We start from the raw sequence: 15082 nt of genomic DNA on the forward strand, positions 1-15082 counted from the left end.
CAATTTGAAACTACATTGTTAAAGCCTTAATTATTTAATTAGCGATATGATATTATTAAATATTATGGACATTAAATAGACTGGAGAAACAGATGAATAAAAAGAAGAGAAAATCTACAATTTGATTTTGAATAATTCTAATAGTAGGTTTTATAATTTTACTATCAGTTATTAGTATAACTTCTAGAGGAACTGCTCAAAATTTAACTATCGATCAACTTCATAACCTGTTTAAAGAAAATAAAGCATTTAATAATGTTGTTTTACAACGTAATAACATTCAAGGTATTGATATAATCACTGGATGATATAACAATGGAACTGGTTGAACCAAATTTATTGTTAATACTAATCCAAATGCCATTAATAGTTTAGATAAAGCTTTTAGTGATTTTATATGACGTTCTAATACTACTCGTTATACTGAGTCATCTTGATTCTCATTACTTTCATCATTATTACCAATGTTTATTTTAATTTTATTCTACATTGGTTTATTTTACTTTATGGCTAAAAGCGGAGCTGCTGGAGCTGGGGCTAGTGGTTTATTTGGTATGGGTAAAAATAAAGCACGTAGAGAGAAATCTAATGTTAAATTTAGTGATGTTGCTGGTATTGAAGAAGAAAAATCAGAATTAGTAGAACTGGTTGATTATTTAAAACAACCTGCAAAATATGCATCAGCTGGTGCTAGAGCTCCAAAAGGAGTTTTAATGGAAGGCCCACCTGGAACAGGCAAAACTTTACTAGCAAAAGCTGTGGCTGGTGAAGCTAATGTTTCTTTCTTTTCTATAGCTGGTTCTGAATTTGAAGAAATGTTTGTTGGAGTTGGTGCAAGTAGAGTTAGAGAAATGTTTAATGAAGCTAAAAAATCTGCTCCTGCAATTATTTTTATTGATGAAATTGATGCTGTTGGTAGAAAACGTAATTCAGCAATTGGTACAGGAACAAATGAACAAACTCTAAATCAATTATTAGTTGAATTAGATGGATTTGAAACTAATTCAGGAATTATTGTAATGGCTGCAACTAACCGTGTAGATGTATTAGACCCTGCTTTATTAAGACCAGGTCGTTTTGATAGAGTTATTCAAGTTTCTTTACCAGACATTAAAGAACGTGAACAAATTTTAAAATTACATGCAAGAAATAAAAAAATTGATCCATCAATTGATTGACATAGAATTGCTGAGAGAACTCCAGGATTTTCAGGTGCACAACTTGAAAATGTTTTAAATGAAGCTGCTATATTAATGGTTAGAGAAGGTAAAACTGTAATTGGTGTTAATGAAATTGATGAAGCAATTGATAGAGTAGTTGGAGGACCTGCTAAAAAATCACGTGCAATGACAATGCACGATAAAGAAATCGTTTCTTATCATGAATCTGGTCACGCTTTAATTGGACTAAAATTAGAAAGTGCTTCAAAAGTACAAAAAGTTACAATTATTCCACGTGGTAATGCCGGTGGTTATACTATAATGACTCCAAAAGATGAAACACTATTTTCATCAAAAGCTGATCTATATGCTATGATTGCTGGATATCTAGGTGGTAGAGCCGCTGAAGAAATTAAATTTGGTAAAGATAATGTAACTACTGGAGCTCATGATGATTTTGATAAAGCTACTGCTATTGCTAGAAGAATGGTAATGCAATTTGGTATGTCAGAATTAGGTATTACTAAATTTTTAACTATGGCAGATGAAGCTTATGGAAAAACTGAAGGTAGTTATTCAGAAAAAACAGCTGCTAAAATTGATGCTGAAGTTGAAAGAATTTTAGAAGAATCATATAAATTAGCTATTAAAGTAATTAGTGAAAATATGGAAACTTTAGAATTATTGGCTGAATCATTAAGAATATTAGAAACTATTACATCTGAACAAATTGATTACATTAATAAAAACAAAAAACTTCCAGAAGCTGTAATTTATGAAAAAGAAAAATATAAACAAGAACAAGAAAAAATAAATTCTGGAAAAATTATTGATTTAGATATCAATGATGTTAAAGAAGATGATAAAGAAAATAATTAATATAAAGAACCAAGACTTATAAAATCTTGGTTTTTTTAATCTTTTAATGCATTGATCGGAATTACAATAATTCCATCTTCTTTTCTTTTATATACTAAATTACCAAATCCAACTATTATACATTTATTAATAGGTGGTTTATTTTTACTTCTAGTTATAGCATCAATTGCTTTGTTTAATCCTACGTTTCCCACTTAGTCGCGAAAACACTCAGTTTTCAGCGACTATATTTTTTTATAAAAAAATATAATTTATTATGCTTTTATGCTTAAATATGATATAATAAAGACGTGAAGAAGTCAAGAAATGATGTAAAAAGACAATGAAGAACATCAATAGCAAGAGTTAAAAAAGGCGAATACTTATCAATTGGAGTGCCAAGACCAGATAACAAAGGTTTTGTATATAGATTAGGATATGGATATTTACATGAATTAAAACAATATCATGATGATCCGCTAGCAATTATCAAAGCAATTATTGCAAACTTTCCATTGTCTTGAACAAAAGAACAAGCAAGAACTAAATTAGATGAAATTTTTAAAGAGAAAAAAGAAACCAAAAAAGAAGTTTTAGAAAGGTTTAAAGGTTACGAAGTAGTTGAAAAACTATTTGATTATTTCAATATTTTTAATGATTGTTCTCCCACAAAATCGACAACATTAAAAGATGTTGTTTTACAGTTGATTTATCAAAGAATTAAAAATCCAATAAGTGTTTTTAACACTTATAAGATAGCAAAAAAAAGAAAAAATAGACACTCATTCAAAAAATTCATTTTATAGATCATTAGACTATATAGCAAAAAACAAAGATGAAATTTTAAGAAATTTAAATGCAAAAATTTGTGCAAATACCAATAGAAAAATTGATGTATTATGATTTGACGCAACAACTACTTATTTTGAAACATTTTCTCGTGAAGGTTATAAAAAAACTGGTTATTCAAAAGATGGAAAATTTAAAGAAGACCAGATTGTTATAGGTATGGCAACTGATGAAAATGGAATACCGTTACACTACAAAATATTTCCAGGAAATGTTGCTGATTCAAATACTTTAATACCATTTATGCTTGAAATTGCAGATATTTATGAAGTTAACAGTGTAACTATAATTGCTGACAAAGGAATGAGTGTTAATAGAAATATTAGATTTTTAGAATCTAAGAATTGAAAATACATAATCTCATACAGAATGAAAGCTGGAAGCAAACAATTTAAAGAGTATATATTAGATGAAAAAGATTATATAAATGATGGTGGTTTGATATACAAAACTCGTGATATTGCATCTTCATACAATAAAAAAAGAATTAATGGACATTTTAGAAGACAAATAATTAGTTTTAGTCAAAAACGAGCAACTAAAGACAAAAACGATAGAGACATTTTAATTCAAAATTTCACTAAGAAAATGAATAAAGATAATCTTGTTTCTTGTGATGATTTAGCGGGATCTAAAAAATATAGATTCTTTAAACCTATAAACAAAGGTGCATTTTATGAACTTGACATAGAAAAAATACAAGAAGATCAAAAATATGATGGATACTATGTTTATGAAACAAACAGAACAGATTTATCAGTAAAAGAAGTTATTAATTTATATTCAAAACAATGACAAATTGAGTCTAATTTCAAGACATTAAAAGGTAAATTATCTCTTCGTCCAATGTATTTATCAACTTGAAACCATATTGTTGGTTACATTTGTTTATGTTTCATTTCATTAGTGTTTTTAAACTACATCATCTACATTCTAAATTCAAAATTAGGACTGACTGGAAAAAGCAAAATCACTGAGCATAAAGTGATTAATGTTATCAAAGAAGTTAAAGAAATTGAAGTATTTGTAAATAAACAAAAAATCGAAACTATACAAGTGTATAATGATGAGTTACAAGAAAGTTGGCAAACTTATCAAATATTATTAGAGCTTTTAACAAAAGAAAAAGTCACTTAGACATTACATTATAAAAAACATAACTTATGAGATCAAAAATTTACATAAGTATGTTTTTTTGTTTTATGCTTAAACTGGGAAACGTAGGAAAAACAAAAAACTTCCAGAAGCTGTAATTTATGAAAAAGAAAAATATAAACAAGAACAAGAAAAAATAAATTCTGGAAAAATTATTGATCTAGATATCAATGATGTTAAAGAAGATGATAAAGAAAATAATTAATATAAAGAACCAAGACTTATAAAATCTTGGTTTTTTTAATCTTTTAATACATTGATCGGAATTACAATAATTCCATCTTCTTTTCTTTTATATACTAAATTACCAAATCCAACTATTATACATTTATTAATAGGTGGTTTATTTTTACTTCTAGTTATAACATCAATTGCTTTGTTTAATTGTTTTGCTGCTTGCTCTACTTGATTAAGTCCCAGTTTTATTTCAATAGCACATCATTCACCGTTTTTAAATTCAACAACAGCATCTAATTCATTATCTAAATAATCTTGATAATGATAAACTTTAGCTTCATTTGCTTGAGCATAAACTTTTAAATCTCTTATTACTAATCCTTCAAATAATAAACCATATAAATTCAAATCACTCATTATTTTATTAGGTGTTAAATCTAATAAAGCACAAACTAAAGATGGGTCACAAAAGTATTTTTTTTCTTGTTGTTTCACTCTTAAAGAAGATCTTGGATTTAAAGAGTAAGATTCTAAATTGCTAAATAAGAACATATTATTTAAAAAATCCAAATATTTAGATAGAGTAGGACGCGAAATTGAATCAACTTCATTTTGAGAAATATCGTTGATTATTGAACGCTCACTAACAGTAGTAGATACATTTCTTGCTAGGGATTTTAAAATCAATTTAATATAGTTTGAATTGTATGCATTATTATTTTCATCTAATAATTTACTTTCTAAAATAGAGTCAATGTATGACCTTGGTAACACTTCACAATCATCAAAGCTAGTTTTTATATTTTTAGGTCATCCACCTCTAACAATAAGATAAGCTAATTTCTTAAAATCTAATTTATCAACATATTCAGTTTTAATCTCATCTAATAAAAGATCTTTAAGAGATAGTATGCCAGTAGAATCTCCCGACTCAAATAATGTCATGGTGTTCATTCTAAGTCTTACAATTCTTCCGGCTCCACTATGTAAAACGCCTTTATGAGTTGGAGTTGATGAACCAGTTAAAATGAAAAGGCCATTTTGACTATATTTATCTACTTCTTCTCTTGTAGCATCTCATAAACTAGGAACTTCTTGTCATTCATCTATCATTCTTGGGAACTCTCCTTTTAACACATATTCAGGATTAAGAATAGCTAATTGTCTATTAGAAAAAACATTAGCTGCACTACCAACAAGAAATTCACTATTTGAGTTTTGTCTCGATGTTCATGTTTTACCGCATCACTTAGGCCCTTCAACACAAATTGCACCTGCTATTTTGAGATGTTTTTGTATAATTTTATCCATTATTCTAGGAATATAATTATCATTGTTTATTTTCATCATAACCCCTCTTTTTTATCGAATCTTATTTAAGTTTCACATAAATATTTGTAGAAATAACTGAAATTATTTTATCAAATTAGTTAATAAAAGTTTACCAAATTTGCCGTTAAAAATTTACCAAATTAGTCAAAATTTATAAAAAAAGTTTACTAAATTTGCCGAATTTAATGTAAAAAATATTTTAAATTCTCTAGCATTTTTGTTACATATCTTTTTTAAATATGTTTAATAACTATGGTTTTAAGTCAATTTTGATTCTTTGATTTTTCATAAAAAAATCACATTACTAAAGCACATTTTAAAACAATAAAAAAGTGAAGTCTTTAACTTCACTCCGTTATAAAATTTTTATTTTATACAAAAGCTATACTGCTAATTACAACTCATAAAGGTAACATTATAACTGCTAATAAAGTTGTTAGTGTTGAACATTGAGCCGCAAATTCATCACGCATTTTATATTGAATAGCATATAATACTACAACTGTTGCTGGTGGAGTTGCAGCAAGTATTACCATTGAAACTGCTACTTCTTTTGAAACTACTCCAGTTTTGTTTAAAGCTAGGAAAATTAAAAATACAAATAAAGGTAATAAAACTAGTTTTTGAATACTAAATATTCATACTCATTTATCTTTAACTGCTTTTTTAATATCAGAGCTTGCTAAAGTAATACCAATTGCAATTCAAGTAATAGGAGCTGCTAAGGCACCTAGTTTTTGAAGTGGTGTATGAATTATTGGTAAAGTTTTACCAAACTCAAATCAAGCAACACCACCTTTTTCAACTGTTTTAAAGTTTTCTCCAAAACTTTGACCTGGAATTAAAGTTGTTAATCATAAGATTAATCCTAAAAAAGTACAAATAACTATAGGATTAACAAATGTCTTTTTCATAGCATCCTTAAAGTTTTTCTTTGATCATTTAACACCTGAAATCATCATAAAACAAAATGAATATAAAAATACTCTATAAGCAATATTTCAAATGTTAGCAGCTACGAACCCAGAATTTGGATAAATAGCTTGGATAATTGGAAATCCAAAAAATGTAGTTGAACCAAAAATAATCATCATTCACATAATTAAGGCACGACTTTGACTCATTGAACCATCAGAATTTAATGCTTTATTATCTTGAATCATTTCTGCTGATTTTTTAGCAAAATTTGGTGCAAATTTACTTCATAAAAATGCAATAATATTTAAAAGAATATAAAATGCAAATGAAACTCCTAAAACAACACCTTGTTCTTTTAATTGTTGAATGTTTGCAGTTTTCATAAATCCAGTTAAAACAAGTGCTGGAACTGCAATTGTCATAACTACTTTAACTAATCCTGCTTTTCATTCCTTTTTTAATATGTTTGCTTTTGTTAAACCATAACTTAATAAAATAGTAACTATTGTAGCAACAATTGCTCCTCATAGTTTTTGATTAGTCATGGTCTGAATAAAAGCTTCTTTAACCCCGTTCATATATCTCCTTAACTCATCTTATAATTTATTTTTGCAATCCCCAGTTGTTAAATATTCATTTAAATTATCTAATGAGTATTCGATCATATTTGAGGCTGCTTCATCTGTATATGAACCAATGTGTGGTGTTAATAAAACTTTTGGATATAAATCTAATAATCCTTTAATAACTGGATCATCTATACTATCTAAAGTTTTAAATAAATAATCTTTTTCTGTATTTCAAACATCTAATCCAGCTCCAGCTAATTTATTAGATTTAATAGCATCTAAAATAGCTTGTTCATCTTGGATTTGACCACGTGAAGTATTAATTAAAATAGCTCCATCTTTCATTTTACTAATCAATTCTTTATTGATCAGTTTATCGTTTTGTCCTTTAATATAAGGCATATGAAAACTTAAAATATCAGCATTAGATAACGCATAATCTAAATCAACATATTTAATTACATCTTCAAAATTACTATTTGGTTTAATATCATAACCTAAAACTTCACAACCAAAAGCTTTAAACATTTTAGCTGCTTCATAACCAATACGTCCAGTTCCAATAATACCAACAACACTATTTTTTAATTCTTTAGAAAATCCATATTGATCCATTTTAAAGTTTTTATTAACTGATTGATATGCTCAATAAGCTGATTTTCTAGATAAACTATGAGCTAAACTAAATGCCAATTCAGCAATAGCAGTTGGTGAATAAGAAGCCACTCTAGCCATTTTAAATCCAAGTTCGTGTCCTGTTGAAATATCAATATGATCAAATCCAACTGTTCTAGTAAATACATATTCAATACCTTGGTCTTTAATAGCTTGTAATAAAGTTTTATCTAATTTATCAGCACCTCTAACAATAACACAATTATGATCTTTAATTAGATCAATTCTATCTAGTGTTAAAACCCCTTGGGCTAATGTTAATTCATAGTTGTATTTCTTTTTTAGTTTTTCAAAAAATTGAACCTCTGAATCTCTTACCCCAAAAAATATAACTTTCATATATTCTCCTGTTTATTTAGGTATTTTAAATTTAGACATAAAATATCTAATAAATAATTTTCAAAGACTATACTTACCTTTAATAAAATTTCTAAAATTTATATTCAAATTTATCTGATACATCATGCTCTTAATTTAACTATTTACCATACAATAAAATTATATAATTTCGTAAATTTAAATTTTTATTAGCACCAAAAATTAGAAAGTAATATTCTTTTATTCATAATAATTTGATATTGTTTAATACTTAAAATAAAAATTTAATAATCTAGAACACAAAAAAATACAAGATTTTCTTGTATTTTTATTTAGATTTAAATATCTTATTTTTGGTTTTCAAATAAAAGTCTTTTAAGTTTTTACGATAATAATAACTAACTCCAGAACCTACTCCTAAAATTGTAGCAGAACCTAAAACACCCATTGTTATAGCTAATGTTTTAGATGATTTTTGTTTAGAAGAATTTATAGTACTTGGCTTAGATGGAATTGTATAAATACCATTTTTTAAATCACTTGAACTATCATTAGTGGTTTTTTCAGTTTCTGTAGTCTCATTTTCAGTTGTAGGTGTTGTAGAATGATTATTATCTTCATCATTTAAAGGTTAGTTATTTATTTCATTTTTAATATCTTCATTAACTTTAGGTGCTATATTATTTGTTTCAGATTCGGGATTTGATATCAAATTATTTTCTGCAGTTTCATCATTTCTTGGTGAAATACTTTCATTAGGTTGTGATATATTTATTTCATTATTTATTGATCTTGGTTCTTCTACTTTTCATATAGGTTGTTTTGTTTTTTTCTAAACCGAAATCTTTGTTTTCAACTACATTAGGCATAACTCAATCACTTAAACTATGATTAAATTTCTTGGCATTATTAAACATTTTTTCCATAGTTTTAACGTTTTGAAGTTTTTTACCTCAATCTAGTTTTTCTTCATTGTTATTAAATTTAGTAGCCCCTTCAAACATACTTATCATATTTTTTACTTTTGAAGCATCTCAATTTGAGATATTCTGATCAAAACCTTTGCTAAGTCCGAATATCGCTTCCATATTAGTTACGTTTGATGTATTATTTCATTTTGATATACTTTTATCATTAATATAATTAGTATTATAAAAAGCATAACTCATATCAGTTATATGAGAAGTATCTCATTCAACTTCTCATTTTATGTTATTATTATTTGTTTGAAATGCACCTTTTAAACTTTTTATTTCTTTTGGTAATTCTGCTGCTATTACACGAACTTTATAATTTATTCCTTTAATTCTAATAACACCGTTATCTAAATAATATCCAACCTCTTTTAAAACTCCATCTTCTATTTTGTGTTCTTTTGAAATAATTTGCTGATTAAAATTTAAATAATTATTATTATGATAATTACTTATTGCTAAAGTAGTTGTTGTTATTAAAAAAATAGAACTACTAATACTTAATATAGTCAATAACTTTTTCATTAAATTTACTCCTAATTATTTATTTAAAAACAATTTTTTTACAGTATAGAGATTATATTATTTTTTTCAATAATAAATAAAAAACCAAATACATTTAGTATTTGGTTTGACATTTTATTAGTCATCAACTTCACTTAGCATTTTGCTTGGTTCAGCATTTCTTACTCTTTTTGTTGAAACTCATAAAGAAGTAAAGAAAGATACTAGAATTAGTAAAATACAAAATACTACTGATATTCAATAAACATTAATTGGAATTGAAAAGCCATTTGCTGAAAACGCTTTATCAATTATTGTTGTACTACTAAATACAATAATTGTTGTAATAAATGAAATTAATAAACTAAATATAGTAGCTACTCCAAGTGTGTAAAACATTACTTGAGTATTTGTATAACCCATTGATCTTAACATTATCATAAATGATTTATATTGAGAAATATAAATATCAGTTATTAGCATAATTAATAATGAAGCACATAACATAATTGCTGTAATTATAATTATTGCTATATAAATAGCGGTTTTAGCTATTTGATTTAATAACTGTTTAGTTTCAAAGGTAAAATCAACATCAACTATACCCGCTTTATAATCACTTAAGTTCATTAGATCTAAAATTGCAATACCTAATCTTTGTTCTGAAATTAATGAAACTGAACTAGTAATAATTAAAGGTTCACTAGAATTTGAAAAGATTGTATTGTAATAGTAATGTGGTGAATAACTAAATGTATCTTTTTGGCTAATAAAAGCTTGTTTTCAAGGATCTTTATTATTTACTTTTAATCAATTTGTAGTTTTATAAGTATTAAATAATTCACCTTTTTTAATGATTTTAGAAGTATCAAATGGACGATAATCATAGTTAGTTGATCTACTAATATCAAATCCATATAACATATTAGCTAAATCAGAATCAACTAAGGCATAAGCTTTTCCATAAATATCAATATCATCAACTTTTTGTAGTTTAATTTTTAAATCTTTATTTACATAGCTAACATTTTTATCTTGTAGTTTTAAAATTGCTGGAACACTTTTTCTTTTTCCAACAGCTCTTCTATAAAAATGAGGCACTGAATTTAATAAAATATTTGGAATAGATTTATCAGCTGAAGGTGGATTAACTCCAAGAATTTTTTTAGTATTATTATCTAAAATAAAATACTCATAATGATTATTTGCTCATTTTTCTTGTTGAATAGAAAAATCATAAGGTCTAATAGCTAAATAAGCTGTATCAGATTTAAGATCTTTAATTACTGATTGTCAACCATTTTTAACTGATTGTGGAACTAAACTAGCATTTAGTTTTTTAATAGCTGGGTATTTATAGTTTCTTGTATGATCATCAGTTTTATCTAAATCACTAATAACTTTTTTAATATCTAATCCGTGTTCTGTACTTTTACTTCATCCACTTGCATATAAAACAAAGTCTTCTCAACTAACTTGATCAGTTATTGGAACAAATAATAATAAGTTTCTTAACTGATAATATGGTCTTATAAATGATTTTGTAATTTGTCCATTATTATTAATTACAAAATCACCAAATAAAGGAGACTCATCAACAATATTTTCATGTTGTTTTGCAACTAAAGAACTATTTGAATTATTAGATCAAACATCTATAACTTGTCTTTGAGTAAATTTATTGACATCTAAATTATAAGGATTTAAATAGTAGTATTTTTCATTATTATTTTCAACTACTTCATATCCATAAGAAGAACTGTTGTTTTTATTATTAATAATTTGAATTGGTTGATCTTCTCATTTAGTATGTTTATTTACATATTCAGTTTTTAAATAATCTGAATCATCATATATTCAAGCTTGCTTTGGTAAAACATTAAAATCATTATTTCTTGTTTTATATGATAATTGAATGTTATTTGCAGATAAATTTGAAATGATATTATTACCAAATTTGTTTAATTTATAATTTAAGTTTTTATTAACAATAGTTGGAATAGTTAAAGTATTTGTTTTATGATCATAAACTTTAATATTATTTAAATAAATATCGTTGTTTTGATTTTTATCATAAGGATTATTAATAATTTGATAAAGTTTTTGAACTTGGTTATTTGATAAAAATAGTTGATTTTTTTGTTTATCATTTAACTTATAAGTTTGTTGATTTTTATCTAATCCTAAAATACTATAATTAGTTTCAACATTATTTGATTTAGGTTTAAAAATAGTTGCTAATTGATCTTTTTGTGAAATTATAGTTTGTTTTTGTCAACCAAAAGAAAATTGAGCTCTTCGAGATTCACTTGTTAAATAAGATTTAATAAATGAAGGAGAATAACCTAAAATTAAATTTAAAATTTTTTCTTTTCATTCACCTGTAGTTTGCACTTTATCTTTAAAAATAGTTTTTAAAAGTTCTCCAACAAACTGAGTTAAAGGTTGAGTAACATTATTAGTTTCTTTAACTTTATCTATGTCATTTTTAAAACGTTCATTTAAATCGGCATCATTTAAAATATAAGCATAAAGTTGTTCTATTGTACCAATTGAAATACTTTTACCATTTGAAATACTAATTTGATATGAAGCTCAATCTAATAAGTTTTTATATAAATTAGAGACTCCAGTTTTTAAATATTCTTTAATAATTGATTTATATGGAGTAAGGATTTCAGCATTATTAGAATCATTATCTTTATTAGTATTAATTTTATAAATTAGTTGAGGTAGAACTGAAGAGTTTTGATTTGATAAAGTATAACTATTTGGATCTTCATAATAATTAATAGTTCCACTAGGATCTTTAATTTCTTTATAAGTATTATCAATTTGTTCATGACCATTTCAAAAGTTAAATACATCTTTTCCTAATGGACTATTTGACAAACTATTATAAATTTCATACTGATTGTCATAATTAACTTTTTTAAAGTAATTATCTTTAGCATATTTAGCAACACTAGGAATAGCTACACCAGCTGAAACAAATAAAGTTCCAACAAACACTAATACTAATAACAAACTAAATGGTTTTTTACCAGATTCAGTTAGTTTTAACATTAATAAAGTAGCAAATCTAGGTTTTTTAAAAATACGTTTATGTAATCAATCTGTAATTTTTGGTTTAGATCATTTTTTAGAACTTTTTATAATATCTAATACTGGTTTTTTAATATGAAATAAAGCAATAAAAAATGAAAAGACTCCAATTAAAACTCCAAAAATAATAATAGATATTAAAGGCGCTAGTCAATCATAAATTAATACATTTGTTTGAAAACTAAAATAATCTTTAAAAATAGCAACAAATGGAACTTGTAACATTGTACCAGCCATTCAACCTAAAGGTATTGCTATAAAAACTAAAATCACAGCATATGAAACATATGATCAAGAAATAGTTGCACTTGATGCTCCATTTGCTTTTAAAATACCGATTTGTTTTGAGTTTGCTTGAATTGATTTAATAATTCCAACAAATACAGCTAATGCTGAAACAAGAGCGATTAAACTAGCTGTTAGAAATGTTGTTAGTGAATATCAAAATGTAATTTTTTGATATAAAGTTCAATTTAAAGAATATCAAGAATTACTAAATTCATGTTCTTGATAAAATGTTTGAATTTCTTCACCTTTTTGTTTAGCTAAAATGTTATCTCTAATTTTATTTGCTACTGAAAAATGATCAAAATATACATTTTTAATATTTGAAGAATTATTTTTTTTAATTAAAAAGAAATTAAATGTTGAAGTTTGATCATTTGCTGTTGCTGAATTTTCATCACCTAAAATTTGATTAATAGTTGCAAAATCAGCATAAATTAAACCACCAGAACCAGATTTTGGTAAAGGTACATTTGGATCTGAAGTTGGGAAAAATGAATAAGTATCAACCGCATAACCTGTAACAATTAAACCTTTAGCATTACCTAAAGTTAAACGATCACCTATTTTAATTTTATTAGCTTTTGCAAATTGCTTACTTATTGTTATTTCACTAGCACTACTTGGAGTTTGTCCATCTAAAATTATGTAGTTAGTGTAGTTTTTATTAGTAATATCAACAATTCTAAATGTTTTTTTAGTAATTGGGTCATTAAATATAGTTTCAGGTCTAATGTATAAATCATAACCATTAGCTAAAGCAGTTAGTTTATGATGAGTTAAAAATGCAGCTGTAATTGGAAAATCTGAAGCAACTGTAGTTTCAAGATCATTTGTTTTACTAGTATAAAAATTAATAGATTTTTCACCAATATTAGCAAATGGATCAGCATTCATAGCTAATATATCTACAAAACTATTATTTTTAAATATTTCAGGTAATTCTTTTACATCTTGAGAATAAGTATTTGAGTTTGAAATAAAACCTCTTAATTCTTGAGTTTCACTATACTGAATTACATTAGTAATATCAGTTTCATTACCAGTATTATGATAAGTAATTTGAAGTGGTCTTAAAATACCTTTAAAACCTTGTTTAACTAATTGTGTGAAGAAATTTTGATCTTGTTGTTTATGGTCGTCTTTATTTTCTGATTTAATTAAGAATTTCATTTTTTGAAATTCACTAGTTGGCACACTTGAATGAAAAGTTAGAGTATAAAGGTTGTCTTTAGTTGCAATATAGTCATATTTATAGCTTGGTTTTTTGTTATTTTCATCAAAATATTTACCAAATAAAAATTCATAGAAATATTTGTATGCATCTTCTTGGTGTGTAAAAGTTTGCTGACTTAATTCATTTTTATCATCTTGTAAAAATGTTTGAATAGTCTTAAAGAAATATTGAGAAAGTGATTCAAAAGCATAATATGAGTAAAAGTAAGTTTTTAAATCATCTGGATTAGTATTTTTTAAACTTTGAATTTTAGCTTTATTTTTAATAAAATTAGATCAGTTACTTTTAATATTCTTTTCTTTATTATAAAAATGCTTATATCAATTTGGATTGGATTGAGTATATCTACCAATTACAGTATTTTTAATAGCTGAATCATTTTTTGAAAGCAAATCAGCCATTGTATTAAAAAACGCATCATTTATAGCAAAGTCAAAATCTTGTTGTTGATTTGCTATTTGCTTTTTATCATCACTATTTTTGTTATATACAAAAATATCTTTTTTACTTGCTCAAGCATCTTTAAATTCCTTTGAACTTGTTGTAATTGTTAAAAGGTTTTTTTCACCATAAATATCATTAAAAGTTAGATTGAAGTTATTATAACCTTCATCTTTAAATCCGGTGTATTGTTTATTTACAAAATCAAAAATAGGAACAAATAAAGGGTCATCTTTTTTAGGTTTAGCTTTACTTCCAACTGTTATTTGATAAGTTGAATCGAATTTAGGAGAGTTTTGGTTATTGACAACTTGATCATAAGCTGAACTTAATCTTTTATTAGTGGTAAAAGAAATTGTTAAAATAATTGAAGCAATAAAAGTCAAAACTATAATAACAACTAGTTGAAGCTTGAATTTTAAAATTCATTTTATTCCCTGTTTTAGCATTAAATATAAATTTTTCATAACAACTTCTTTTCTATTGCTAATTATTAAAAGTCAAAAACTATGCCATATTGAGCAT

Annotated in this window: 7 protein-coding genes and 2 pseudogenes; 2 read left to right on the forward strand and 7 right to left on the reverse strand. The window is 25.4% G+C overall.

Going from position 1 to position 15082, the window contains the following annotated elements; translation table 4 throughout:
- Positions 1-92 precede the first annotated feature (92 nt).
- Entirely contained in the window at positions 93-2039 is a 1947-nt protein-coding gene (ftsH, locus tag V2P32_RS00080; RefSeq protein WP_434343604.1) for an ATP-dependent zinc metalloprotease FtsH, read from the forward strand.
- A gap of 35 nt (positions 2040-2074) precedes the next feature.
- Here the strand turns inward: ftsH and V2P32_RS00085 are convergent.
- A pseudogene (locus tag V2P32_RS00085) lies at positions 2075-2218 on the reverse strand (ATP-binding protein); the annotation flags it as partial.
- Between the two features lie 111 nt (positions 2219-2329).
- Here V2P32_RS00085 and V2P32_RS00090 point away from each other — a divergent pair.
- A pseudogene (locus tag V2P32_RS00090) lies at positions 2330-4004 on the forward strand (IS1634-like element IS1634 family transposase).
- A gap of 258 nt (positions 4005-4262) precedes the next feature.
- Here V2P32_RS00090 and V2P32_RS00095 read toward each other — a convergent pair.
- The 6 genes from V2P32_RS00095 to V2P32_RS00120 all read right to left on the reverse strand — a co-directional run bounded on the left by V2P32_RS00095 (position 4263) and on the right by V2P32_RS00120 (position 15024).
- Positions 4263-5549 carry an ATP-binding protein gene (locus tag V2P32_RS00095; protein ID WP_434343605.1) on the reverse strand — a complete coding sequence of 429 codons (1287 nt, stop codon included), beginning with the start codon at positions 5547-5549 and terminating at the stop codon, positions 4263-4265.
- A gap of 353 nt (positions 5550-5902) precedes the next feature.
- Complete coding sequence (locus tag V2P32_RS00100) at positions 5903-7027, reverse strand: AEC family transporter (RefSeq protein ID WP_434343606.1); 1125 nt, start codon at positions 7025-7027, stop codon at positions 5903-5905.
- 18 nt (positions 7028-7045) lie between these two features.
- Positions 7046-8032, reverse strand: a complete 987-nt coding sequence (locus V2P32_RS00105; protein ID WP_434343607.1) for a 2-hydroxyacid dehydrogenase — start codon at positions 8030-8032, stop codon at positions 7046-7048.
- A 307-nt stretch (positions 8033-8339) separates the two neighbouring features.
- Positions 8340-8459 (reverse strand): MyrrCad domain-containing protein, encoded by a 120-nt coding sequence (locus V2P32_RS00110; protein ID WP_434343608.1) that lies wholly within the window; start codon positions 8457-8459, stop codon positions 8340-8342.
- Positions 8460-8790: 331 nt separating this feature from the next.
- Positions 8791-9510 (reverse strand): BspA family leucine-rich repeat surface protein, encoded by a 720-nt coding sequence (locus V2P32_RS00115; RefSeq protein ID WP_434343609.1) that lies wholly within the window; start codon positions 9508-9510, stop codon positions 8791-8793.
- 117 nt (positions 9511-9627) lie between these two features.
- Positions 9628-15024 (reverse strand): ABC transporter permease, encoded by a 5397-nt coding sequence (locus V2P32_RS00120; protein WP_434343610.1) that lies wholly within the window; start codon positions 15022-15024, stop codon positions 9628-9630.
- Positions 15025-15082: the final 58 nt, after the last annotated feature.

It is taken from the genome of Mycoplasma sp. 06067-C1-B144P-99-0482-3 (assembly GCF_051053925.1).
Classification (GTDB): Bacteria; Bacillota_I; Bacilli_A; order Mycoplasmatales; family Mycoplasmataceae; genus Mycoplasma; species Mycoplasma leachii.